Origin of the sequence: Thermococcus sp. LS1, assembly GCF_012027395.1 — an archaeon.
Lineage (GTDB): Archaea > Methanobacteriota_B > Thermococci > Thermococcales > Thermococcaceae > Thermococcus.
The window spans coordinates 227805-248673 of the sequence record NZ_SNUJ01000002.1 but is presented as its reverse complement, the minus strand read 5'-3'; the positions used below and the strand labels follow the sequence as shown (position 1 = coordinate 248673).

At 50.6% G+C, this 20869-nt stretch carries 30 protein-coding genes; 19 read left to right on the top strand and 11 right to left on the bottom strand.

From position 1 onward, the window contains the following. The first annotated feature begins 20 nt into the window (after window positions 1–20). Genes E3E26_RS05795 through E3E26_RS05785 form a run of 3 tightly spaced genes read left to right on the top strand, consistent with a single transcriptional unit; the run spans window position 21 to window position 1831 of the window. The gene (locus E3E26_RS05795) at window positions 21–836 is read left to right on the top strand and encodes a hypothetical protein (protein WP_167900730.1); all 816 of its coding nucleotides are present in this window, start codon (window positions 21–23) and stop codon (window positions 834–836) included. An 11-nt stretch (window positions 837–847) separates the two neighbouring features. Beyond that, window positions 848–1420, top strand: coding sequence for a hypothetical protein (locus E3E26_RS05790; RefSeq protein WP_167900375.1), 573 nt, complete (start codon window positions 848–850; stop codon window positions 1418–1420). A 60-nt stretch (window positions 1421–1480) separates the two neighbouring features. After that, entirely contained in the window at window positions 1481–1831 is a 351-nt protein-coding gene (locus E3E26_RS05785; protein ID WP_167900374.1) for a thioredoxin family protein, read from the top strand. On the opposite strand, the gene E3E26_RS05780 is transcribed toward E3E26_RS05785, so the two are convergent. Both E3E26_RS05780 and E3E26_RS05775 read right to left on the bottom strand, forming a co-directional pair. Then, a complete protein-coding gene (locus tag E3E26_RS05780; RefSeq protein WP_167900373.1) occupies window positions 1823–2551 on the bottom strand; it encodes a cytochrome c biogenesis CcdA family protein in 729 nt (242 codons plus the stop codon). The two genes, E3E26_RS05785 and E3E26_RS05780, sit on opposite strands and share 9 nt — an antisense overlap. A 62-nt stretch (window positions 2552–2613) precedes the next feature. Further along, a complete protein-coding gene (locus E3E26_RS05775; protein ID WP_167900372.1) occupies window positions 2614–3231 on the bottom strand; it encodes a CGP-CTERM sorting domain-containing protein in 618 nt (205 codons plus the stop codon). A 92-nt stretch (window positions 3232–3323) separates the two neighbouring features. Here E3E26_RS05775 and E3E26_RS05770 point away from each other — a divergent pair, with 92 nt between their 5' ends. After that, window positions 3324–3788 (top strand): hypothetical protein, encoded by a 465-nt coding sequence (locus E3E26_RS05770; RefSeq protein ID WP_167900371.1) that lies wholly within the window; start codon window positions 3324–3326, stop codon window positions 3786–3788. 101 nt (window positions 3789–3889) lie between these two features. Next, window positions 3890–4141: a PQ-loop domain-containing transporter gene (locus E3E26_RS05765; RefSeq protein WP_167710820.1), complete on the top strand. Its 252-nt coding sequence runs from the start codon at window positions 3890–3892 to the stop codon at window positions 4139–4141. A 3-nt stretch (window positions 4142–4144) separates the two neighbouring features. Here the strand turns inward: E3E26_RS05765 and E3E26_RS05760 are convergent, their stop codons facing one another. Continuing rightward, window positions 4145–4612 (bottom strand): YbhB/YbcL family Raf kinase inhibitor-like protein, encoded by a 468-nt coding sequence (locus tag E3E26_RS05760; protein ID WP_240911680.1) that lies wholly within the window; start codon window positions 4610–4612, stop codon window positions 4145–4147. A 212-nt stretch (window positions 4613–4824) separates the two neighbouring features. Between E3E26_RS05760 and E3E26_RS05755 the strand changes: the two genes are divergently transcribed. The 4 genes from E3E26_RS05755 to E3E26_RS05740 are packed head-to-tail and all read left to right on the top strand — an operon-like array spanning window position 4825 to window position 7227. Then, window positions 4825–5286 (top strand): DUF2284 domain-containing protein, encoded by a 462-nt coding sequence (locus tag E3E26_RS05755; RefSeq protein WP_167900369.1) that lies wholly within the window; start codon window positions 4825–4827, stop codon window positions 5284–5286. Window positions 5287–5295: 9 nt separating this feature from the next. Beyond that, window positions 5296–5748, top strand: coding sequence for a hypothetical protein (locus tag E3E26_RS05750; RefSeq protein ID WP_240911661.1), 453 nt, complete (start codon window positions 5296–5298; stop codon window positions 5746–5748). Next, window positions 5745–6239 carry a hypothetical protein gene (locus E3E26_RS05745; RefSeq protein WP_167900368.1) on the top strand — a complete coding sequence of 165 codons (495 nt, stop codon included), beginning with the start codon at window positions 5745–5747 and terminating at the stop codon, window positions 6237–6239. The genes E3E26_RS05750 and E3E26_RS05745 overlap by 4 nt, the downstream gene beginning before the upstream one ends. Next, window positions 6223–7227 carry a PIN domain-containing protein gene (locus tag E3E26_RS05740; RefSeq protein WP_167900728.1) on the top strand — a complete coding sequence of 335 codons (1005 nt, stop codon included), beginning with the start codon at window positions 6223–6225 and terminating at the stop codon, window positions 7225–7227. The genes E3E26_RS05745 and E3E26_RS05740 overlap by 17 nt, the downstream gene beginning before the upstream one ends. 4 nt (window positions 7228–7231) lie before the next feature. Here the strand turns inward: E3E26_RS05740 and E3E26_RS05735 are convergent, their stop codons facing one another. The 8 genes from E3E26_RS05735 to E3E26_RS05700 all read right to left on the bottom strand — a co-directional run bounded on the left by E3E26_RS05735 (window position 7232) and on the right by E3E26_RS05700 (window position 14892). Beyond that, window positions 7232–8554 carry a RuvB-like helicase gene (locus E3E26_RS05735; protein ID WP_167900367.1) on the bottom strand — a complete coding sequence of 441 codons (1323 nt, stop codon included), beginning with the start codon at window positions 8552–8554 and terminating at the stop codon, window positions 7232–7234. Window positions 8555–8622: 68 nt separating this feature from the next. Further along, entirely contained in the window at window positions 8623–9570 is a 948-nt protein-coding gene (locus tag E3E26_RS05730) for a hypothetical protein (RefSeq protein WP_167900366.1), read from the bottom strand. Further along, window positions 9567–10598, bottom strand: coding sequence for a hypothetical protein (locus E3E26_RS05725; RefSeq protein ID WP_167900365.1), 1032 nt, complete (start codon window positions 10596–10598; stop codon window positions 9567–9569). Before E3E26_RS05725 ends, E3E26_RS05730 begins: the two co-directional genes overlap by 4 nt. A gap of 112 nt (window positions 10599–10710) precedes the next feature. Next, entirely contained in the window at window positions 10711–11934 is a 1224-nt protein-coding gene (locus tag E3E26_RS05720; RefSeq protein ID WP_167900364.1) for a hypothetical protein, read from the bottom strand. 36 nt (window positions 11935–11970) lie between these two features. Beyond that, a complete protein-coding gene (locus E3E26_RS05715) occupies window positions 11971–12732 on the bottom strand; it encodes a 7-carboxy-7-deazaguanine synthase QueE (RefSeq protein WP_167900363.1) in 762 nt (253 codons plus the stop codon). A gap of 2 nt (window positions 12733–12734) precedes the next feature. Further along, the gene (locus E3E26_RS05710) at window positions 12735–12992 is read right to left on the bottom strand and encodes a hypothetical protein (protein WP_167900727.1); all 258 of its coding nucleotides are present in this window, start codon (window positions 12990–12992) and stop codon (window positions 12735–12737) included. 53 nt (window positions 12993–13045) lie between these two features. Further along, a complete protein-coding gene (locus E3E26_RS05705) occupies window positions 13046–13546 on the bottom strand; it encodes a hypothetical protein (RefSeq protein WP_167900726.1) in 501 nt (166 codons plus the stop codon). Between the two features lie 134 nt (window positions 13547–13680). Continuing rightward, entirely contained in the window at window positions 13681–14892 is a 1212-nt protein-coding gene (locus tag E3E26_RS05700; protein ID WP_167900362.1) for a hypothetical protein, read from the bottom strand. A gap of 615 nt (window positions 14893–15507) precedes the next feature. Here E3E26_RS05700 and E3E26_RS05695 point away from each other — a divergent pair. The 10 genes from E3E26_RS05695 to E3E26_RS05650 all read left to right on the top strand — a co-directional run bounded on the left by E3E26_RS05695 (window position 15508) and on the right by E3E26_RS05650 (window position 20760). Beyond that, window positions 15508–15768, top strand: a complete 261-nt coding sequence (locus E3E26_RS05695; protein ID WP_167900725.1) for a 50S ribosomal protein L37ae — start codon at window positions 15508–15510, stop codon at window positions 15766–15768. A gap of 34 nt (window positions 15769–15802) precedes the next feature. Beyond that, complete coding sequence (locus tag E3E26_RS05690) at window positions 15803–15952, top strand: DNA-directed RNA polymerase subunit P (protein ID WP_012571411.1); 150 nt, start codon at window positions 15803–15805, stop codon at window positions 15950–15952. A gap of 55 nt (window positions 15953–16007) precedes the next feature. Continuing rightward, on the top strand, window positions 16008–16649 hold the full coding sequence (locus E3E26_RS05685) for a ribosomal biogenesis protein (RefSeq protein WP_167900724.1): 642 nt from the start codon (window positions 16008–16010) through the stop codon (window positions 16647–16649). After that, window positions 16592–16870, top strand: a complete 279-nt coding sequence (pcc1, locus tag E3E26_RS05680) for a KEOPS complex subunit Pcc1 (protein ID WP_167900361.1) — start codon at window positions 16592–16594, stop codon at window positions 16868–16870. The genes E3E26_RS05685 and pcc1 overlap by 58 nt, the downstream gene beginning before the upstream one ends. A gap of 63 nt (window positions 16871–16933) precedes the next feature. Then, complete coding sequence (locus E3E26_RS05675; RefSeq protein ID WP_167900360.1) at window positions 16934–17284, top strand: prefoldin subunit beta; 351 nt, start codon at window positions 16934–16936, stop codon at window positions 17282–17284. Between the two features lie 29 nt (window positions 17285–17313). After that, window positions 17314–17646, top strand: a complete 333-nt coding sequence (locus tag E3E26_RS05670; RefSeq protein WP_167900359.1) for a DUF3194 domain-containing protein — start codon at window positions 17314–17316, stop codon at window positions 17644–17646. Further along, on the top strand, window positions 17624–18610 hold the full coding sequence (locus E3E26_RS05665; protein ID WP_167900358.1) for a bifunctional oligoribonuclease/PAP phosphatase NrnA: 987 nt from the start codon (window positions 17624–17626) through the stop codon (window positions 18608–18610). Before E3E26_RS05670 ends, E3E26_RS05665 begins: the two co-directional genes overlap by 23 nt. A gap of 2 nt (window positions 18611–18612) precedes the next feature. Further along, entirely contained in the window at window positions 18613–18939 is a 327-nt protein-coding gene (locus E3E26_RS05660; protein WP_167900723.1) for a hypothetical protein, read from the top strand. A gap of 41 nt (window positions 18940–18980) precedes the next feature. Continuing rightward, window positions 18981–20108, top strand: a complete 1128-nt coding sequence (locus E3E26_RS05655; RefSeq protein WP_206204348.1) for a tetratricopeptide repeat protein — start codon at window positions 18981–18983, stop codon at window positions 20106–20108. Then, on the top strand, window positions 20035–20760 hold the full coding sequence (locus E3E26_RS05650; RefSeq protein WP_012571403.1) for a tRNA-binding protein: 726 nt from the start codon (window positions 20035–20037) through the stop codon (window positions 20758–20760). Before E3E26_RS05655 ends, E3E26_RS05650 begins: the two co-directional genes overlap by 74 nt. The last annotated feature ends 109 nt before the right edge of the window (window positions 20761–20869 follow it).

Sequence of the window (20869 nt, the reverse complement as noted above, 5' to 3'; positions counted from 1 at the left end):
ATCTTAACCGGGTGATTCTCATGAAAAGGGCACTTGTAACCCTCACTCCCCCCGAGAGCAAGAGGTTGATAGCCAAAGCGGTAGTGGCCATGGAAGAGGTCCAGCACGCCCTTAAGCACGGCTTTGTCTACATCGCGACTGGAACAACCGCAGCCTACATAGCCGAGGAGCTCCTCGGGGAGAAAATCGAAAAGGAGAAGTGGACCGTTGGAATAATAAGCAAAGGCAGGACGTGCGTTACCCCCAAGGATACCTGGCCGAAGCACCTCGTCCTCTATAAGGGGAAGCCCTTCGAGGGCGAGCCGATAGAAGCCCTGAGAGAGATGGGACCGAAGGACATCTTCATCAAGGGCGGAAACGCGATAGACATAAACTGGAACGTGGCCGTCTTTGCCGCCGCCCCAGACGGAGGAACAATAGGCAAGACCTTCGGCTGGACGATAACCAAGGGAGTCTTTACGATAACGCCCATAAGCCTGGAGAAGTTCGTTCCCACGCCCGTGGAGGAGAGTGCCAAGCTCACTGGCATATATTCCTTCGACTGGGGTACGGGCCTCTACGCGGCTCTCGTTCCAATTCCCCATGCTCACCCAGTGACGGAGGTTGAGGCATACAGAATACTTGCCGGCGTTGAGGCAATACCAATCGCTGCTGGAGGTGCCGGTGGAGCCGAGGGCAGCGTAACGCTCGTTCTTGAAGGAGAGGACGAGGCCATGGAAAAAGCCAAGGAGATAACGAAGGCCGTGAAGGGTGAGCCCTACCTCAAGCAGTACACAGAGGACTGTGCCGTCTGTCCCTTCGCGAAGATATGTGGGTTAGGAAGCGGAGCTTTCTGAGGTGAAGCCTGATGAAGCGGGCCCTCGCTTTGGTTCTTTTAATTCTCCTTTTGGCTCCACTCGTTCTTGCCGACGAGTACGAAGGGGAAGGAGACGAATACGAGGCTGGCTACACCGCCTTCGCCGTAGTCGGTGTGGCGATGATTGCTACTGGAGTAGTTTATTACTCCCTAACCAAGCGGAAACTTCTGATAATCCACAAGAAATCGAGCGAGTGGGGCTTCGAGATAAAGCCTGAGCAGCCTTACGTGACGGTGTTTGGACCGATTTACCCCATCACCATTCACCATGTCCTCACAATAACAGGTACCCTTTTGGTGTTCGTTCACTTCTTCTCGTGCGATAATTACTCAGGCCTCGCTGGAATAACCGGTCTCAGCATGGCCATAACACTTGTTCTGCTGAACGTCAGCGGCTTTGTTGGACGCTACATTCACGGCAAAGTAACAGTAGCTGCAAAGAAGCACGACAGTGCCATGGCCAAGAAGTTCGTCAAGATACTGAGGTACTGGAAGAAGGTGCACATACTCCTTGCCATAATCTTCGCCCTGCTGCTTGCTATTCACCTAAGCGCGGTCGATTGAATTTTCCTTCAAAGATTTCTTTTTAAACTCACTCTTCTTCCATTCATCTTGGGAGGGGCCATGGACGAGCTGGAGATGATTAGGAGAAAAAAGATGCTCGAGCTGATGAAGAGGGCTGGGATGATAGAGGTCAGGCCAAAAGGGCCTAAGGTCGTCATTGAGGTTATCACCGCCCCAGGATGTCCCTATTGTCCTATAGCAGTCCAGATGGCAAGGGAGCTCGAGAGGAAGTACGAGGGAGTGGTAGCTAAGGAGCTGAGCGTCGCAACGCCCGAGGGACAGAGAAAGGCTATGGAGCACAACATCCTTGGCACTCCAACGATACTAATAAACAACCGCGTTGAGTTCATTGGTGTTCCGAACTTTAGGGAGTTTGAAAGAAAAGTAGGGACACTGTTAGGCCTACAGTGAGGCCCCCGTGAGAACCCAGATCCCTATCGCTATGAGCAGTATCCCCGCTATCACGGACAGCTCCCTGCTGTGCCTCACCATCGCCTGGGAGAAGCGCTTACTCTCTGTGACGCTTCCCATCGCCAGCAGTATGACCACCAGCGGAAGCACGAAGACGAGGTTGTAGAGAGCAAGCAGGAGAAAGGCGAGCGTTTTTCCGCTCTTTGAGATTATTATCGCATAGACAAGATAGCTCCCGGCAGAGCAGGGAAGGAGAGTCGTCGACACTATGACGCCGAGGGTGAAAGCTCCTAGGAGCGTTGCGTCGCTGCTGAATATCTTCTTCCTGAGGTCGCTCTTGCCGAAAACCCTTGACTTCTCCATTAACCCAGTGACGATAGTATAAAGGCCGAAGATTATGGCCGCAACGCCGGCAGCCCAGAGAGGCAGGCGGCCAGCGAAGTAGAGAAGGCCAACGCCCAGAAGATAGTACGAGATGTAGACGGCCGCTATGAATGATGCCCCAACGATGTAGAGCCTCCTCCGTGAAATCTCTCTAACGGAGAGTGCTATGAGCAGCATGGTGTAGATGACGAAGGTGCACGGGTTTATGGAGTCACTCATTGCGAGCGTGAAGAACTGCGGGATGAAGTGAGTTAAGTCGAGTGCCCAGAGTGCTAAGGAGCTTATTCCAAAGGAAGCCAGGAGGATGATAGCCAGCGCCTTTACTTCACTCCTCATGGTAGTCACTTCAGCCCATGGCTTTTTGTGACTTTCTAAAACTAAAAGTTGAGAACAAAAGGTCAGCGCCTTCTCCTCAGGAGAACGAGGGGAACTACCACGAGAACGGCCATTATTCCAGGACCGCAGACTTTATCGTTGTTTTCGTTTGTGCTTGTGGTTTCATCTCCGGACGGCGTGGAGGTTGTAATCTCTGAAGTCTCAGTTGTATCTACCTCGGGAAGCCTGTGCTCGACATATATAGTCTGGAGCTTCTGTATGATTGTCTCATTCTTAATGATGTAAGCCTGGCCGGCAACAAAGAGGATAAGCCCGTTGTTCTCCATGGCGGCCTCTATTATCTTGGGTGTCGCCGAGACGTTAAACTCTCCCTCGATTATCGCGTAGAGGGTTCCGTTGTAGGTTATTGCTATCGCAGGAACTCCCATAATGCCGGTGTATTTGTACTGCTCGCCGAAGAGCTTCTGGTTCTCCTCATTGTTCACGAGCTCATAGTATGTCAAGCTATCCGGGCCGTAAATCTCGGGGATGACTTTCTTCATGTTCTGGCAATGGGGACAGGTGGCCATGCCGTACATGTAGAAGTGAATTTTGCTGGGGTCTATCTGGGTCTCAGCTAAAGCGTAGGAGAGCGTGGAGACCATTATGATGAACAGGAGCAGCACTGACAGTTTTCTCATTTTCTCACCTGTCCCCAATTCTCGTGGGAGGTTATAAACCTTAACCGCGGAAAGCTTAAATCCTCCAAGGCCCAAAAGTTTTGGGGATAATCATGCAGGAGTGGTATCGCTCTCGGGCGCTCTACGAGGCGGTTCTCAAGCTCGTCAACTCGGGAAATATCGAAGAGGCCTTCAAGATGGCGGATGGAATACCCGACAAGGCCATCCGCTCGAAGGCTTTCTCCCACATCGCGATCGAGTTGGCAAAGAGGGGGGCAGAGTATAGAGAGGCGCTGGAGAGGGCAGTAAAAGCCGCCCTCGATATAGACAACCACGAGGAGAGTACCAAGGCACTAATGAGCCTTGCCTTTGAGTTCCTGAACATGGGAAAACCTGAGGAAGCCATGAGGATATCCAAGTACATAACCGACCTCTCGAACCGCTCCAAGGTTGAGGCAGAGGTAGCTTTAGCACTTGCCAAGGCTGGTAAGGTCTCTGAGGCCATGGAGATCATCAACGGCATACTCGATGAGGACGTTAAAACCTGGGCTATGTCAAGGCTCGCGAGCCAGCTTTAGCTTAAACCTGTCTATTTCTGAGTTTCTACTCCTCAGTTTTAACATCTATCCATCCACAAGGCTTTTTTAGGCTCGCCCGTTTCCCGGTCGGGTGAGAGAAAATGAACGGTGGAGAGATAATAGGACTCCTGGGAATGCTACTGCTGGTCAGCTCGTGGCTACCTCAAACCATCGAGACCGTGAAGAAAAAGCACTGCCCGTTGAACCTGAAGTTTATCGTAATCTACGTTGTAGCGGCAACACTGCTGACGATATACTCCTATATAATAGGAGATTGGATATTCTTTACCCTGAACTTCCTGTCCGCACTTCAGAGTGCAATAAATCTCGTGGTGAAACTGCTCTACCCATGACTTTTATTTTCTTTCGTAGAGGCCTACCAGCTCTCCCCACTGGATAACGTGACCCTCCATGGCCTTTTCCAACTCTCTTCTCGTTGCCCCGGGCTTGAGGTTGAGTTCCGTGTCAAGAGCATAGACCTTGAAGTGATAGTGGTGCACCCCGTGTCCCCTCGGTGGACATGGTCCACTATAACCTATCTTTCCGAAGTCATTCACTCCCTGGACGACGTGGATTGGGGCATCGACTTCTCCCATTGGTGGGACGCCTCTTTGTATCTCGCCGAGCGGAGGGATGTTCCAGGCTATCCAGTGAGTGAAGGTCCCTCCGGGAGCGTCGGGATCATCAACTATAATCACAAGGCTCTTGGCCCTTGGGTCGATGTGGCCAATGAATATCGGTGGGTTTACGTTTTCTCCGTCGCAGGTGAATTCCACCGGGATGAAATCCCCGTTGTGGAAGACAGAGCCTATCTCCAAATCCATTCTCACACCCCCATCTTCGTTATTGGGGGATAGACACCCACCGGCTGAGAGCAGTAAAACCGAAACCAGCACGAGCGCGGCTATCCTCATGTCAGTGAATAGGTTTTCAAACGTAAAAATGTTTTGGCCCAAAGATTTGTTAATGACAACAGCAGTCCACCACCTTACGGCTAAGGTTTTAAGTCTCCCAAGAGTATCACATTCGATGCTCTATGAGGGTGCTCTGGGAGAGAGAAATTAACGCGGGTGAGATAGTTGTTTCACCAAGACCCGTCTGGAAGTGCATGACCTGTCCCATGTACGGGAAGAGGCCGAGCTGTCCCCCGCATGTCCCGGACTGGAGGGAAGCCAGGGAGTGGGTGAGCCACTTCAGAAAGGCTCTCATCATAAAGTTTGAAATTGACATGGACGATTTTGAAGCCGAGAAGAGAAAGGCCATCCTGCACCTTCTCAAGCGCGAAGAGGAGCTCTTCAGGGAGGGCAAGATGTACGCGATGGCACTCTTCCCCGGCAGCTGCAACCTCTGTGACGACTGCCCCTTTGAGAGGGGAGAGCCCTGCAGGATGCCAACGAAAGTGAGACCGTCGGTAGATGCTATCGGCATAGAGATCAGCAGGCTGGTGGAGATAGACTTCTCCGAAAGCGTTTTGTACGGGATGCTGTTAGTTGAATGAGGTGGAAGCATGGAGAATGAGAAAGGCTTCCCTCGAATGAAGTGGGGAGTGTCTATCCTGATGTCCCTTGTTTATTCCTTTGGAGCGGCCTGGTTCTACTACCTGCCCGCCAAGGGCGAGCCGCTGATAGATGTCACATTCGAGGAACTCCTGCTCCACTTCCTCGTTCTGGTTTTCCTCCTCTGGATTGTCGCGATCCCGGGCATAAAAGAGAAAGATAAAACTGCGGATTTAGTTCTCCTTACAGTACTGACACTCCCAGCGGGTGTTTTCGAAGCTCTGCTCATTCTCTTTATCCTCGGAGGCCTCGGGATAGAAACCTACGGCGTGGAGTATTTCATCCTCCCGCTTGTGCCATTCACTCTTGCCCATAAAGCCGTTGAGGGGAAGATAACCCTTAGACCATTTCTGATGGCGTTCGTCTACGGAGTAATCGCCTTCGCATGGGGGAATTTTGCATGATAAATCCGAGAAAGATAGCCTACGTAACTTTGCTCGGTCGCTCGGAATGGGCGCTCGTAAACACCTACTATGCCGTTGTTTCAAGGAACAGGAAGCCAAGAAAGGTCTTCATCTTTACGGAGGAAGTCTACCGGAAAAAGCTGCCCAAAGTTGTGGAGGCCATAAAGGTTATCTCGCAGGCCTACAACTTCAACCCTGAGATAGAGACCGTCGTGATACCCAACAACAGCTTTCTCGAGGCAGATAAGAAGTTCAAGGAGCTCTTCCAGAGGCTTGAAGAAGAGGGATACACTATCGGGCTCGACATAACCTCGGGAAGGAAGGCCCTCGCAACGGCAGCAGTGGTTCAGATAAGGGATTTTCCGGTCGACAGGATAATCTACATGGCCCTGCTGGACATGGATTTTCCGGACAGGCCCTATATGATGATCCCGAAGCATATGCAGCGCCTCAAGAACTTCCTCGGTGATGGGAATGTCGTCGAGCTATGAAATAATCGAGAAGCCCGAGCTTCAGGTGCTCATCAATATCTTGCCAGAGATAGTGGTAAGCTACCCCCTCTACGAACTTCCCCTATTCAGGGCAGAACCAAGCGAGAAAGGCTACAAACTGGACGTTTTAGTTGACCGCCATGAGTTCAACGAGGCCGTTCCAGAACACCTATCCTACGAACTGCCGACATACAGCGACTTCTACGAGGCATTCATCTCGGCTGGAATCCTGCGCTACGACAACATAAACGAGTTCATGAAGAGCCTCGAGCTTTACAAGTACCTCCGCAAAGGGGTTGCCTTCGCTCCCGACACTAATCTCTTCTACCACCGCTTTATCTCGGGCTTCCGGCCGCTCGACGGCTACCAGATAGTCGTCGCAGAGGGGGTGCAAAAGGAGATAGAGAACTCAATGAACTACAAATACCGCCACGGTCAGCTGAGCGAGATGAGGAAAGCAGTCAAGAACGCCCACCTGCTCAAAGAGTTCAGCAACCGGCGCGTCAAGAAGTCTCGAAAGGCTGCATACATTGCCCTAAAAGAGTTTGAGAGGCTGAAAGACAGGATAATCATAGCAGAAAGCGTCAATGAGCTCGCCCACAACAACGACGAGATCATTATCAAGTCCCTCAAGCGCTACGACGAGATGACACCGACCCTCCTCGTCTTCCTGACGGCGGACATAGCGATAACGGATGTGGCCAAGATAGAAGGGCTGGAGTACTTCCTCTTCGAATATCCAACGGCAGAGCTCGGGAGGCACGAAGTTTCAGCCTACCAGCTGAGGACGCTCATCTTCAACCTCGCCGCTGTTTTTGGCGTCGTCGAGGTAAACGGGGTTACAATCTTCGGGGAATTTGGCGGCAAGCGGGGGCTCAACGAGCTGAAGGTAATCTTCCCGGAGCAGAACAGAAACTACCACGAGTTCATGTTCCACATCAAGCTGTGCAGAAGGCTCATAGAGACAATGGGGGAGAAGAGAAGATAAGGAATCACTGGAGCATTCCTTCCAGCTTCTCGACGAACTCTATGCTTCTCCTGAGGTCGGCGAAGTACTCTTTAGCTTTTTCTACGTGCTCTCTCTCCACCCTTCCGCCCCTCGCTAAGACACTGGCGGGAGCGAGCAGCTGGACGGCATAGCGCAAGCTGGTCTTCTCGCCGAGCTCTGCCAGGTACTCAATCGCCTCCTCGCTTATGTCAATCTTCTCTTCCCTTGCACGAATCTTGACTATCTCGCGGATTTCGTCCCTCTTGTAGGGCTCGGTGTTGATTATGAGCAGCCTGTCGAGCATATCTATCGGTATGCCGTGCGGGGCCTCGAGGTCCGTTCCTCTAATCTTCGTCCTTCCGCGGTTGGTGGCCAGTATCAGTATCGGTGCTAACTCGCTCTCCATGGCCCTCGCGAGGAACGAGAAGGCCTCAATGTCGAGCATGTGAACCTCGTCGATGAAGAGCACTCCCGGGACAAGCGTCGCCTTGCCGTCCTCAATCCACTTCTTGACCATTTCGTCGACCTTCTCTCTGATGTCGTCGCTTATCTCTGCCCCAGAGCTAAAGAGCAGTCCGAAGATGTTTCCCCTCGCGTTCGCAACATCGAGGTCGTGGAGCGTGACGGTGTAAGTGAACTCCTTTATCTTGAGCACCGGGCCGCTCGGCAGGTTGACCTTTCTCTTGAAGAAGAGGCCTTCCTCCTCCTTGACAGTTCCGAGCTTTGAAATCCTGCCCGTCTCAGCGTCTATCTGTATGACGTCGCCCTCTTCAACGCCCAGCTCCATGAGCTGGTAGGCTATCTCCCTGCCGGCCCTTATGGTCTTCTCGTCGTCCTTCGTGCGGAGCGTTATTATCACGCTCTCCGGAATCTCCACGTACGGGTTGAACGGATGCCTCGTCTTTCTGACTTCAATCTCCTTGACTTCACCCTCGTAAACCTTCCTCTCCTCACTGATTCTAACGCCTATGGCCCTCCTGAGGGCCTGCTTCAGGAACTCGGTCTTCTTGACCTCGGCGGAGTAAATCTCACTTCCGGCGATCTGGACAAAGGGCACATCTTCGCCGAGCTCCCTCGCTATTCCCATGGCTATTGCCGTCTTACCGCTCCCGGTTGGACCAACAAGGAGGATTCCCTTTCCAGCGAGCTTTCCGCGCTTGATGAGCTCGACGGCAATTCCAGCCGCTTCTCTCGCTTTAACCTGCCCCACCATGCCGTCGGCCATGAACTTCGCCTTTCCGTTCTCGTCGAGGCCAAGGCCCCTTATATGGGAGTGCATGCCGACCCTCTCGAAGGAAACCTTCGCGACCTCCTCGATGACCGGCATGCGTTCACCTCCCCTCATTAATCTTCCCGTCGGTTACTAAAATAGTGGGGATTTAAAAATTTGACGGCTTAGAAGTGGGCCTTCAGGAAGCGCCTTATCGTACCAAAAGCCTCTTCCTCCGGAGCGAAATCCTCAGCGACTTCGCTCAAAAGCCTGTGCTCGCTGGCCTTCCCGTGGAAGCGGAAGGCTCGCTTTAAGGACGGCCACGCTCCGAAGAGCGCCCCTGCCATGGAGCCAAGAACTGCAGTGGCTCCATAGGGCATGAAGAATCTCCCGAAGAAGAAGCCCGATGCGAGGAGACCGAACCCGAGGAGGGCATTAATAACTCTCTTCGTGAAAGAGATGGGAAACTCTGCATAGGGAATTCTGCCGTCGGCGCCATCAACATAGGCGCGGTAGGTGAAGGGGCCGTACTTGTACTTCAGCTTCCAGATGGGATAGTAAACGAGGCCGTCGAACTGGAGCTCGAAGGTCGGCATGCCCATGCTCACGCTTCTCCAGTGGAAATAGCGTTTGGCTTCCATCTTCAGCAGCTCGCGTATCTCTTTCTTCAGCCTCTTCTCAGCATCTCCCTCATTGAGGCTCTTCTCGACAAGCCTTCCCCTCACATTTCCATCGAAGTAGCGCCTGCCCCTCGTCGGCAACGGGTAGTTAATAAGCTCGTCAAAGCCATCAGCGGCTGGAACGGTAACGTAGTTGAAGAACTCAACTCGCCCATCGGCCGTCGAGAGTCCACCGCTGTGGGCAAGCCCTTCGGCCTTCACAAAGAAGACGTAGAAGGGAATGTACAACAGTTCTCGCTCCAGGATTCTTGCATTCCACTCGACGTCATTGGGCGAGAGCCTCTGGAGTCTGATGAACGAGCTTAAAGGCCTCCAGGGGTTTTCGACCTTTAGGTCGTAGGTGAAGGTCTTAGCTTCACCGAGCTTGATTTGGAAGCCGCAGTAGGGGCAGGTGACTATTCCAGCTTCCTCACTCTCAAACTCCGCTCCGCAGTTAGGACATTTGACTTTCATCTCTCAACCCTCACATCGCGCGCCATCTTCCTTCCGTACCCCCTCGCAAGCTCGTAGCCAAAGTAAGCCCCAAGACCCGGAAGGACCAGCATACCCAGAGCACCCTGTCTGGCGTGGGCAACCACGTCCCAGTAAGCTAAGTTTCCGTAGAACATGGAGAAGAAAGCCGCAATTCCAACCCCCAATAGGGCCGTGGCCAAGTAAGCTACCTTACGCCATATCCTGACGGGCTCCAGCGCTATAACTTCCCTCCCCTTACTGCCGTCATAGGCCACGAAATACGTTCCACCCTCTAAGTCGCAGTAGACCTTCCAGAGCGGGTAGAAGACAAGGGCAACCTCTTCAACGTCACCGCCAAAGGCAAAGGCCTTCAGGGGCTTGTCCTTGGGAACGTGACGTTCTTTGGCCAGATCCGAGGCTCTGTCAAGCAGCGCTACTCTGGCCTGCTCCTTACCAAAATCAGTGTTCAGGAACTCCAGCTTAAGACCCTCCCACTTCTCGGGCGTTAATTCTTTGATCGGTCTAACCCCCATCATATATTTGAGCGTGTTTCTGAGCTCCTTGAACGTAATGTATCCGCCGCGCTCGAATTTCTCTGCCAATGCCTCGACGGCTATGTCGTAAACGCTTCTCCTGGCAGGAATACAGACGACTGAATCGTCCTCGAACTCGTGGTACTTCACGACTTTCCTCTTTTTGTTGCCCTTTCTTTCGTAGTCCATGAAGCGGACGTACCCTCTTCCCTCCACCTTGCCGAACCAGAGGGGAACGTAAACTCCCTCAACCTTCGCAATCTTTATCTTTCTCCGGAGTCCGAGGAAGTCTTTGTCCTTCTCAACCCTCTCCCAGAATAGGCGCAGGATTTCCTTCTTTGGAAGGCTCTCCACGAAGAAGACGTTATCCTCTGCGAAGACTTCATCATAGGCGTTCGGATAGCCGCAGTAGGGGCAGACGACTATTATATCCTCCGGCGTCGTCTCGAGCGGAGCGCCGCAGTGCTCGCACTTGAGGACCTCGATTATTACCACCAGAAATTGGGAGGAAGTTAAAGGTTAAAAGTTTTTGGCTCAGGCCGTCGATCCCGGGCATCACTAACCCCAAAGGCCAATGTCATCATCGCCTCTAACGTTTTTATTATTGTTATATATCATCTGGGATTATGTTGTTACCTTTAATTTTGTAAACATTTGTGTATTCTCCGGAATCAACATCGAACATAAAAACCTTGTAATTTACATGTGATGCATTATATCCGATATAATGAGCTATTGCAGAGGGAGTTTTAAATGCAATATTAATAGAGAAGTCAGGTGTGCTCATTGTGGAATACGTTCTGTATACCTCATCCAACACTTGCTCAAATAATATAGCTATTGCTGATACCTCATGCGAATACAATTTATCCCTATACCTTGAGTCTTTCACCTTGGCTCTCAGTATAATCACTTTTTCGATAACATCACTATCTATTAGCTTACAAAGAGCCTCTCTTGAAAGCTCAGTCATAGTCGAATCTAGAAGTATCATTGTTTTCTCAGAGTATCCTCCCGTGTTATTAATAAAATCAATAATCTCCTGCAAAATATCTTGGATAGACAAAAATTTGCCTATTGGGATCTTTTCGCTACTGATCTCACCATTATTTGCTTTAAGAACTTCGAGACTTATCAAGAAAGATCTGTTTAAGACACTCACAATCTCATCAAATTTGCGGGACTTTTTATGCTCTTGATCTTTGTATCTTGAAGAGAATATACATCCCCATCTATGATACACTTTATGATCATAGCCTCTGAGATACATCATCCTACCAATTATAAATGCAAAAGCAGTATTATATAATTTGTAATATGCTAAATTAACTGTTAATTTTGTTTCGATAAATGTCCTAATAAATTCCATCAAGCATTCTACTGATTTCACAGGACTATCTTTGTTTTTAAACTCATGAATAAAAACGTTTCTCCCAGGGTAATCACATAGTGATAAGTCAATTATATTTTTGCTTCTTGGGATAGATTTCGATGTTAACACAATCAGAACACTATTAGTTTTTGGCATAAATGTTGGAGGCATACTAATACTGTTATATACAAAAATTTTTAAAGCTTCCCAAATTGCCCCTACAAACCCAAAATAAATTGGATTAACGTGTGTATAGGGCATTTTTTCAGAAAAAGTGGTGTTATGGTGCAATATCATAATCAGTAACACTCCCAAACCCCAGAAAAATATAAAATATATGGCAATTTTTATAAGGTACTGGAAAGTATTACTTTGTCTAGCTAGCCAAACTAATGCTCTTGTTGTGAATGCACAGTTTTCACATTCTTGACAATGATTTGAAGTCATGACCCTTCCCAATCCTTGAATTATGTAATTCGAGATTTATAAATTTTTTTATAATATCCCAAAGTACTTATGCACCTGGAAGCTCAAACCGACGTTCTTTTTGCCCATAATCTTTGCCGTCTCGTGGTAGAGTTCCATGAGTCTCTCCTGGCTTATCTCGATCGGCTCCCTTGGCTGGATAACAAGTGGTGCGAGGCCTTTCAGGAGGGAGGCATACCAGCGGACGTTCTCTATCTTTGTGTCCTTTGTCACCACGAGCTTGGCGTAGGTCTCTGCGCCGGCTTCCTTCAGGATTCTGATGCTCTCTACCTCACGGAGAACGAGAGCTTTCCAGTCGGCCGTAGCTTTAGCGGTCTCGTCCTTTATGTCGACACTGGCGTAGTCTGTGAGATGAGCTACTTCCTTAATCAGCTCTGGAAGACTACCGTGGGTCTCAAGGAAGTTTGAAAAGCCGAGCTCGTGCATCCTCTCCATGAGGGCCTTGAGCGGCCTGACCTGAAGCGTTGGCTCGCCGCCGGTGTAGCTTATGGAATGTATATCCCCCGTGTCAAGCCTCAGAATGGCATCGACTACCTCATCCAAGCTCGCCGGGTTAGGCTTGTATTCGAACTTTCCGGTGAAAGGTTCCACCTCATAGCGCCACCGCAAGACCTTGGAGGCATCTATGAACTCCTTCGAGTCGCACCAGATACAGTTAAGGTCGCAGCCGGCGAATCTTACGAATATCTGCCTCCGTCCAAAGGCAGAACCCTCAACGCTCCCTCCTTCCCCCTGCCAGCTGTTGAACACCTCGGCCATTATGAGTTTCATGCTCACACCTCATCGAGGTCGATTCCCTTCACGTGCTCGCTAACATAGCCCTCGAGTATCTCAACACGCACGCTTCTATCTTCGCCTGTCATGTCGGCCATGAGCTGGACTCCTCTCGCGTAGTCCCAGAGGCGCCTCTTGGCCTCCTCGGTTACGCTTTCGGCCATGACTATTATCTCCTTGACATTCTCACTGCTCGCTATCTCTATGACCTTTCTCGCATCCTCTTCAGTGAAGACGCCCCTCTTTTTGAAGAGCACAGCCACCACCTCATTTTGCAATTGCATAATTACATAATTCTGTAATCATTGAATCAAATATACTTCATGAGCATTTGAACAGCTTCCTCGAATATCTCCCTGTCCGTGCCTTCAACGACGCTCTCAAGGTACTGTAGGTTCAGGAGGTTGAGTATTATGTAGGCCGTGTTCCTGTCGAGACCAAGGTCGTAGGCCTCATAGAAGACTATCTCCCTCCCAAGAGCCTCGTTCAGCATCTCCACGAAGTATGCGATGTCCTCCACGCGGAGCTCGTCCCACTTGCTCTCCATCTCATCGAAGTAGCGCTCCATTATCCTGAGCGTCTCGAGGTCGAGCTTCAGCGTGCCCTCGAAGTAGGGAAACTCGCCAACACGGAATATCTTAACTCCCTCCTCGTCCTGGATACCTATGTAGTCCCAGAGAAGAATACCCTCTATGACGTTGTGGCCGTAGCGGCTCGCCAGATACGTGAACCTCTCCACTATCTCCATCATGTCCTCAAGGAACTCCTCTTCATCGCGGAAGTGAACTATCTTGCTGATCGTTCCGGGCATGCCTCGCACCTAATTGAAGTTGGGAGTGGAGTTATAAGGCTTTGGCATCATAAAGATAAAAGATAAATAGGATGCATCTAATCAACCGATTCACTAGTATCCTCTTGTAACAAAAATATGAATCCAAAGGGATGCTAATTTATGCTCCAGTCCCAATAATAGACTAGGGTATTTGATGCATGAATGTCTGGAGAGAGAGGTATGTTATCGACCCAATTGACGGTTATTGTAAATTTCTGACTAGCCTCGACGTGTTTGTTTGGAATTCTCAGTGAAAACATGTATCCTGGCTCTACATTGACCCATTCATCCCCAACTCCGAGATCTCTGTTAAATTTGTAAGTCCAGCGAACCCAATTCTCCCCGGTATTATCAACGGTGATTTTGACGGCTTTAAGTATGTTAGTAATCGTGACACTTGCTCCCCCATTGCCCAAGGTATACTGAAGTGTCTGAGAATGTTCTTCGTTATAATAATCAATATTATATGATGGTTTAAATGAATCTAGCGAAAAGACGCTATTCCCATCAGGTCTTGTGTCGACTTGGATTGTGATCTTCTCAAACTCCCAATTGCGTATTGGTAGTATGCCCGCTGAGTTAGGCTGTATTTTTTGAACCCTGTTTGAGTTCTGCTTTGAACCCCAAAGATAACGGCCGGCATAAACATACGTCTGCATGTCAACGACACGCCAGTCGTAGTCAGGATTCATGTCCGCCAACTTGTAAACCAGGTAGACTAACTGTAACCTACCACGTGGATACCACTCATCACCAGATGTCCAGGTTATCTTGCTCTCAAGATATGCATCCGTTGAAGTGGAAACGGATTCTGCTGAAAAATTTGAGATAACTTTTCCATTTGCCATTGTCCTCCAGGAATAGTCAACGGGAATTTCTATTGGAACCGTATATTCAACAAAATAAGTCTTCCTGAACTCCGCTAGTGCCTCTTCTTTGAACTTTTTTATGTCCTTTGCGACATATTCTTCTGGAGCAGCATATATAAAAAATCTTCCTCTAGGGAGAATCTTGACTGCGTATACCGTGTCGTTACCAAATCTAATGATATATGGAAGAAGTTTCGCATCTTTAAGCACCTCAAGGCCATGGGAGTCCACTAAAATAAGCTGTCCTTCCTTGAGCAACTTCTCAGCCTGTTCCGGAGAAATAGTATGTATAATACCTAACGAGATGGTTTCCTTTGGCGTATCCCTCTGCTGGAGGTAGGAATCTCCAGCAATTCCAATTCTGGCCGTCACTCCAATCATAAGCAGTCCTATCAGGACTGCTAGCAGCGGCTTCCATCGCAAGTTGCTCACCCTATTAAGTTTTTGCATTATCATTTAGACAACGTGTCTTTATAAGTTTTTCCTCTTATTGTGAGTAGATTTTCTTTATTTTATTTTTGTATATAAATTTTTTAGAATTGAGTTTTCATCTTAGGATGAACGAAAAGAAGCTAGAGTAAAAGACTGCACTCTATTGTTCAGCAACCTTTTTATCACTATTATCGCATTTCCTCCTGCCCGAGGAGTATTGGGTTGCGATGACCTCGGGACCCCCAGGGGGCCGACACTCCCAAAGGCCCCCTATACAAACTTTTGCCAAGTGAAAGTTTGATCAAAGTTTGTACGTCTTAAACAACGTCCAGATGACTCCAAGAAAAACTGAAACCCCACAAACTTGCCATCATGCATTTTGAAGCTATTTAACTCATTCACCCTACCATGGACGTACAAATCCATTAGTGCCAGATGTTATAAGTGGATTTAAGTTACAAGATCCTTCAGTCTCTCACGTATGAACGTTTTGATCAAACTTTGCCCTTCAAAGTTTGAAGGGCAAAAGATTTATTAGGAATAAGCCCGCTCGGTGTCCAGGTATATGCAAAGGTTTATAAAACGTCCCCGGAAAAACCCTTCAGTCGTGAAAATTGCTGATAATTAGGGGTGATGCTCATGGGAAGGACTACTAAGGTCGGTTCAGCCGGAAGGTTCGGTCCGAGGTACGGTCTCAAGATCAGAAGAAGGGTCGCGGCCGTTGAGGCCAAGATGAAGCAGAAGCACGTCTGCCCGGTCTGCGGAAGGAAGGCCGTCAGGAGGATAAGCACCGGCATATGGCAGTGCCAGAAGTGCGGAGCAACGTTCGCTGGTGGCGCTTACCTGCCAGTTACTCCAGCAGGAAAGGTCGCGAAGAGGGTTACCTCTTCGAAGGCCTGATTCCCTTTCCTTTGCTTAGTTTAGGGTGATAACTATGGTGATGGCCGTTTACCGCTGTGCGAAATGCGGAAAGGAGGTCGAGCTCGACCTCGAGAACACCAGAGAGGTTCGCTGCCCCTACTGCGGCAGCAAGATACTCTACAAGCCCAGGCCCAGGGTGGCCAGGCGCGTAAAGGCAATCTGATTCTTTCCAATTTCGAAAGGCTTTTATCCAATCAACCGAGTTTTGAGTGAGGGCCATGATGCTGATAACGACTTCACACAGACCCACCAGGAGGACGAGGAGCTTCGGGCACGACCTGGAGAGGGTGTTCCCCAACTCCCTCTACCTGACGAGGGGTAAGAAGACCATCCAAGACCTTCTCATGGAGGCCTACGACAGGAACTACGAGAGGCTTCTCATTGTCAACGTCTGGAAAGGCAACCCGTTAAAGATGACCTTCATCAAGGTCGACCCCGACGACTGGGGCTACCTCGGCTACCTCTACCTCCACGGCATAAAGCTCCAGCGCGAGATAGGCTTCAGAAACATAAGGCCCATACGCGAGGAGATGCCCTTCATCGTCACCACCGCCAAACGCGTCGGCCTCGATCACGTCGCCTTCGCGCAGGCCTTCGCTGAGCTGACCGGCGGGAAGTTCGTTCCCAGAAAGGAGCGCTCCCTTCTAGGTATAGCTGACAGATACAATACAGACGTTCTCGGCGTCATCGAGAGACACCCGCGCGGAATGGCGGTCAACTTCTACCGCCTCGACGTATCCAAGGAGAGGGCCGTCGGCCCGCTCATAAGCGTCAAGATATGGATAATGGAGGACGGCAGGAGATGGGACTACAAGGAGGCGCTGGGAATAAGGAAGAGGCCTGGCCAATCGAGGGAGTGATTGAACTGGAACTCCCCGACGAGGAGACGGCCAGAGTAGTTTATGAGAGTGTCCTTTACGAGCACGAGAGCGTCCCCTACAGGAGGAGCAGGATCGATTTCCTCCTCGAAGGAAACAGGCTGATAATCAGGTTTCTGGCGAAGGACAACTCCGCCCTGAGGGGAACCCTCAACTCCTACCTCCGCTGGATTAAGGTCGCTATGGATTCTCTGGAAGTTTAGCCTAAACTATTTAAAGCCCCGCCCTTATTCTAACCCGACATTACGATTACGGAGGTGTTTGTCATGCAGAACATTCCGCCGCAGGTTCAGGCTATGTTGGGACAGCTTGAGAGCTACCAGCAGCAGCTCCAGCTCGTCATCCAGCAGAAGCAGAAGGTCCAGCTCGAGCTCACCGAGGCAAAGAAGGCTCTGGAGGAAATCGAGAAGGTTGAGGATGGAACCGTCATCTACAAGACCGTTGGAACGCTCATCGTTAAGACCGACAAGGCCAAGGCCCTCGAGGAACTGAAGGAGAAAGTTGAGACCCTCGAAGTTAGGCTCAACGCCCTCGAGAGGCAAGAGAAGAAGCTCAACGAGAAGCTCAAGGAGCTCACCCAGAAAATACAGGCCGCTCTAAGGCCTACCGCCGGCTGACCTCTTCTCTTTCCTTTGGGGTGGTAGCGATGGACGAGGGAAGCAGCGGAAAGAGGGTTATCCACATAGGTCTTCCAGAGCTGAACGAGGAACAGCTCATCGAGATAGGCGAACTGGCCCAGGAGACGATAATAGACTACGTCTTCGACCACCTCACGAGGAGCGAGGTCAAGGACATTGAGGTTACGATGAGGATAAACAGAGATGAGACCCTCGATCTTGAGATTGAGGTTTATCTGGAGGTTCCAATCTTCGTCAAGGTGGACGTTGATAAGCTCATCGACGAGGCCGTCGAGAGGGCCTACGAAGTTGTTGAGAGGAAGCTGAGGGAGATAGCCAATGAAGGGAAAGATCAAGCTTAAGCGCTTCCTGCAGAGCTCAAGGGACAAGTCCTTCCTCCTGCTCTGCCACCACAACGCTGACCCGGACTCCCTCGGCTCGGCGATAGCCTTCGCCCTCTACCTTAAATCCACTGGAATAGAGGATGTCAGAATCGGCGTGGCTCAAAGCATATCCTCCTACACCAAAAGGCTTCTGACTCTTTCTCCCGTTCCCATCGAGAAGGATCCACAGGTTCGCGAGGACGTCGTGGTGATATTTGACACGTCCTCGATTGAGCAGCTCGAACCTATTGAAATTCCCAAGGACAAGTTCATAATCGTGATAGACCACCACGCCGAGAAAGAGAATCCGATAAGGGCCAATATAATGATTGTTGATTCCTCAAGAACTTCGACCGCTGAAATCGTCTGGGAGCTGTTTAAATATCTCGGCTTTTATGACGAGACCTCAGCTAAGGCTCTCTTGGCGGGAATAGTCACCGACACAGCGACATTCCGATATTCCAATGCTAAAACCTTCAAAACCGTGAGCGAGATTCTGGAGAGGTTCCCAATTCAGATGGGAGAGATATTCCAGCTTGTTGCCCCGGTTAGCGATGAGAACATTGACCAGGCCAAGAGGATGGCCGTGTTAAAGGCCTGTCAGAGGCTGGAGATAAGGAAATTCCGGAAGTATATAATCGCCGTCTCCAAGGTTTCGGCCTACGAGTCCCTGGCATGCAAGACATTCATCCAGCTTGGCGCGGATATAGCAATAGTTGGAAGCGAGAAGAAGGGCGTTAGAATTTCTGCGAGGGCGAAGGAGAGCCTCGTGAAGAAGGGCCTGCACCTAGGTAAGATCATGGAAAAAGTCGGGCCGATTATAGAGGGCTCCGGTGGCGGTCACGCCGGGGCCGCGGGAGCCAACGGCAAAGCCAACCTCGATGAGGGGATTAAGCTGATTTTGAAAGAAATAGAGAAATTTTTGAGAAATCTGGAGGGTTGAAAATGGCCAAGTGCCCGCTCTGTGGAGCAACTCTTGACTGGGCCGAGCTCATTGGACAGATGCTCCCGATGGAGAACGCTCGGGAGATTTTCAGCGATAAGGATGGGTTCATGGAGGCTTTTGAAGAGTTCGTCTTCAAGTGTCCGAGCTGCGGTGAGGAGTTCTACGGCAGGAACCTGCCGACGAAAGAAGCAGAGAAGGTGTTTGATCTCCTTAATGAGTTCAAGGGCTCGATAGACTGGGAGAATAAGAAAGTTCGCCTTAGACTCAACAGTCTGCTTGCCCTTGACATGATGCTCGAACAGTGGGACAGAAAGGTAAAGGGTTAGCGATAGCCTTTTTTACTTTGGTTTCCCATTCTTAGCGGTCGGTGGTTCTCGTGGCGGAGGCGGTGGAGCTTTACCTATCAAAGGGAGATTACAAGGGTGCCCTCAGAAGCGCCCTGGGGATAGAGAATCCAATAAAGAGGCTTGTTGCCCTAACCGAGATTCTAACAGCCTTCCCGAGGGATGAGGTTCTCGCAAACATGCTCGACACCTTCGAGTCTATAAGCGCCACCCCGGAGAGGGCGCTGGCATACTCCCTTTTGGGAAGGGCACTGTACACACTTGATAGGGATCGCGATGGAGAGGTATACTTTGAAAAGGCCATCGAGCTGGCAAACTCTATAGACTCCCCGAGGATACGGGGAGAGGCTCTAGCGGGGATAGCGAGAAACCTCGTTCTCTCCGATAGGTATAAAGACGCGCTCAGACTCTTCAGGGAAGCGGTTGAGCTCCTCCAGGCCTCAAGGGGGCTCTCCTCCGCCGCGACTTCTTCCCTGATAAGAATAGCGAGGCTCATAGAGAAGAGCGCGGACGAGATTCCAAACCAGATAGCCATTGAATTCTACGAGCTGGCGAGGGACGTTTACACGTCGATATTCTTCAAGCTCCAGGCCAAGCACCTGGAGGACAAAATAGAGCTGATAAGGGACGTCCTCAAGCGGGGTAAGGCTGCAGTTGAGGAGCTCCTTGAGAAGGGTGAAGTCGAGCTGGCGATAGAAATGATGCGCTTCCTCCCGCTGGAGAGCCGGGCCATTTCGATGCTCGAGCTTGCCTACTGGCTCTTCCTCCACGAGCAGCCGAGACTCGGGAGGAGGGTCTTCGACGACGCCCTTGAAATAGTCTTCGTGGGCAAGTTCAGACCGACAGACGCCGAGCTGGAGCGCATCGCAAGGAGGTTCCTTCGCATAGGCTTCCTCGAGGAGCCGCTGATAATCGCGGGGGTTATCCGAGACGATAAAAAGGCCTCGGAGCTCCTCGGCGAGGTTGCGCTCGCCTACGCACGCTGGGGAGACGAAGCGAAGGCCCGCTCTATAGCCGAGGGAATAAGGGACGAAAGCATTAAGAACCGCGTTCTGAAAGCTCTGGAGGGTGAAGAAGATGTGGGACACGAGCAAGGACTACCGCTTACTGGTGGCGGAGAAGAGCGTGGAGCTGTTCCTGAAGACGATTGAGGGAGCAAAGTTCAAGGGCAAGTGGGACAAGAAGAAGGCCATCCAGCTTGCCAAGGAGATGATCCCTGAGATACAGGCCATGCGCTACTCCTACATCGAGCCGAAGGAACTCATAGAGACGCCGCAGATGCAGGCTCTGAAGGAGAAGGCCAATGGCATAATCGAGGCTCTTGGTGGAGACGACTGGCACCACAAGTTCCTCAGCCTGGCCGACAAGAGCGAGCGCGAGAAGGTTGAGGAGGCTGTGGCAAAAATCAGGTTTTTCCTCAACACTATCCTCAACCTTGACAAGCGCCTAGCATTAGGTAAGATAAACGATCCGGTCATAGCGGTGGACATAAGGGTCGGCGAGGTCATGAGCGTCGGGAAGCACCCCAACGCGGACAGGCTTTTGGTTACGAACGTCAACATCGGCGAGAGGGCAATAACTGTGGTCACCAACGACCTCACCGTTAAGGAGGGCAACCGCGTTGCCGTTGCCCTGCTCCCACCGGCGAACTTCCGCGGAATAGTCAGCGAGGGGATGTTCCTCGGCGCTGGCGAGGGCGTCCTCAAGGACGTCAAGGGAGAGATCGGCGGCCTGCCAAAGGGAATCCCGCTCGAGGCATTCAACGAGACAAGGAACCTTGTAGAGGCGTTTTTGAAGGGGTGAATCCCTCACTACATTCTTTTTGAGTAAATCTTATTAAAAAGTTCTGCCGTAAATCCTGCGGTGGGTTCAACGAAGAAGGTACTGACTTTGGTTATAGTTGTGACAATCC

Bases quoted from the DNA above. Each gene is read 5' to 3' on its own strand.
- E3E26_RS05750 (WP_240911661.1), top strand. From the start codon at position 5,296: ATGGAGAATGAGAAAGGCTTCCCTCGAATGAAGTGGGGAGTGTCTATC.
- E3E26_RS05760 (WP_240911680.1), bottom strand. From the start codon at position 4,612: ATGGATTTGGAGATAGGCTCTGTCTTCCACAACGGGGATTTCATCCCG.
- E3E26_RS05765 (WP_167710820.1), top strand. From the start codon at position 3,890: ATGAACGGTGGAGAGATAATAGGACTCCTGGGAATGCTACTGCTGGTC.
- E3E26_RS05740 (WP_167900728.1), top strand. From the start codon at position 6,223: ATGTCGTCGAGCTATGAAATAATCGAGAAGCCCGAGCTTCAGGTGCTC.
- E3E26_RS05660 (WP_167900723.1), top strand. From the start codon at position 18,613: ATGGCCAAGTGCCCGCTCTGTGGAGCAACTCTTGACTGGGCCGAGCTC.
- E3E26_RS05745 (WP_167900368.1), top strand. From the start codon at position 5,745: ATGATAAATCCGAGAAAGATAGCCTACGTAACTTTGCTCGGTCGCTCG.
- E3E26_RS05650 (WP_012571403.1), top strand. From the start codon at position 20,035: ATGTGGGACACGAGCAAGGACTACCGCTTACTGGTGGCGGAGAAGAGC.
- E3E26_RS05705 (WP_167900726.1), bottom strand. From the start codon at position 13,546: ATGCCCGGAACGATCAGCAAGATAGTTCACTTCCGCGATGAAGAGGAG.
- E3E26_RS05675 (WP_167900360.1), top strand. From the start codon at position 16,934: ATGCAGAACATTCCGCCGCAGGTTCAGGCTATGTTGGGACAGCTTGAG.
- E3E26_RS05795 (WP_167900730.1), top strand. From the start codon at position 21: ATGAAAAGGGCACTTGTAACCCTCACTCCCCCCGAGAGCAAGAGGTTG.
- E3E26_RS05780 (WP_167900373.1), bottom strand. From the start codon at position 2,551: ATGAGGAGTGAAGTAAAGGCGCTGGCTATCATCCTCCTGGCTTCCTTT.
- E3E26_RS05790 (WP_167900375.1), top strand. From the start codon at position 848: ATGAAGCGGGCCCTCGCTTTGGTTCTTTTAATTCTCCTTTTGGCTCCA.
- E3E26_RS05685 (WP_167900724.1), top strand. From the start codon at position 16,008: ATGATGCTGATAACGACTTCACACAGACCCACCAGGAGGACGAGGAGC.
- E3E26_RS05735 (WP_167900367.1), bottom strand. From the start codon at position 8,554: ATGCCGGTCATCGAGGAGGTCGCGAAGGTTTCCTTCGAGAGGGTCGGC.
- E3E26_RS05730 (WP_167900366.1), bottom strand. From the start codon at position 9,570: ATGAAAGTCAAATGTCCTAACTGCGGAGCGGAGTTTGAGAGTGAGGAA.
- E3E26_RS05690 (WP_012571411.1), top strand. From the start codon at position 15,803: ATGGTGATGGCCGTTTACCGCTGTGCGAAATGCGGAAAGGAGGTCGAG.
- E3E26_RS05700 (WP_167900362.1), bottom strand. From the start codon at position 14,892: ATGATAATGCAAAAACTTAATAGGGTGAGCAACTTGCGATGGAAGCCG.
- E3E26_RS05785 (WP_167900374.1), top strand. From the start codon at position 1,481: ATGGACGAGCTGGAGATGATTAGGAGAAAAAAGATGCTCGAGCTGATG.
- E3E26_RS05770 (WP_167900371.1), top strand. From the start codon at position 3,324: ATGCAGGAGTGGTATCGCTCTCGGGCGCTCTACGAGGCGGTTCTCAAG.
- E3E26_RS05775 (WP_167900372.1), bottom strand. From the start codon at position 3,231: ATGAGAAAACTGTCAGTGCTGCTCCTGTTCATCATAATGGTCTCCACG.
- E3E26_RS05695 (WP_167900725.1), top strand. From the start codon at position 15,508: ATGGGAAGGACTACTAAGGTCGGTTCAGCCGGAAGGTTCGGTCCGAGG.
- pcc1 (WP_167900361.1), top strand. From the start codon at position 16,592: ATGGGACTACAAGGAGGCGCTGGGAATAAGGAAGAGGCCTGGCCAATC.
- E3E26_RS05755 (WP_167900369.1), top strand. From the start codon at position 4,825: ATGAGGGTGCTCTGGGAGAGAGAAATTAACGCGGGTGAGATAGTTGTT.
- E3E26_RS05670 (WP_167900359.1), top strand. From the start codon at position 17,314: ATGGACGAGGGAAGCAGCGGAAAGAGGGTTATCCACATAGGTCTTCCA.
- E3E26_RS05715 (WP_167900363.1), bottom strand. From the start codon at position 12,732: ATGAAACTCATAATGGCCGAGGTGTTCAACAGCTGGCAGGGGGAAGGA.
- E3E26_RS05665 (WP_167900358.1), top strand. From the start codon at position 17,624: ATGAAGGGAAAGATCAAGCTTAAGCGCTTCCTGCAGAGCTCAAGGGAC.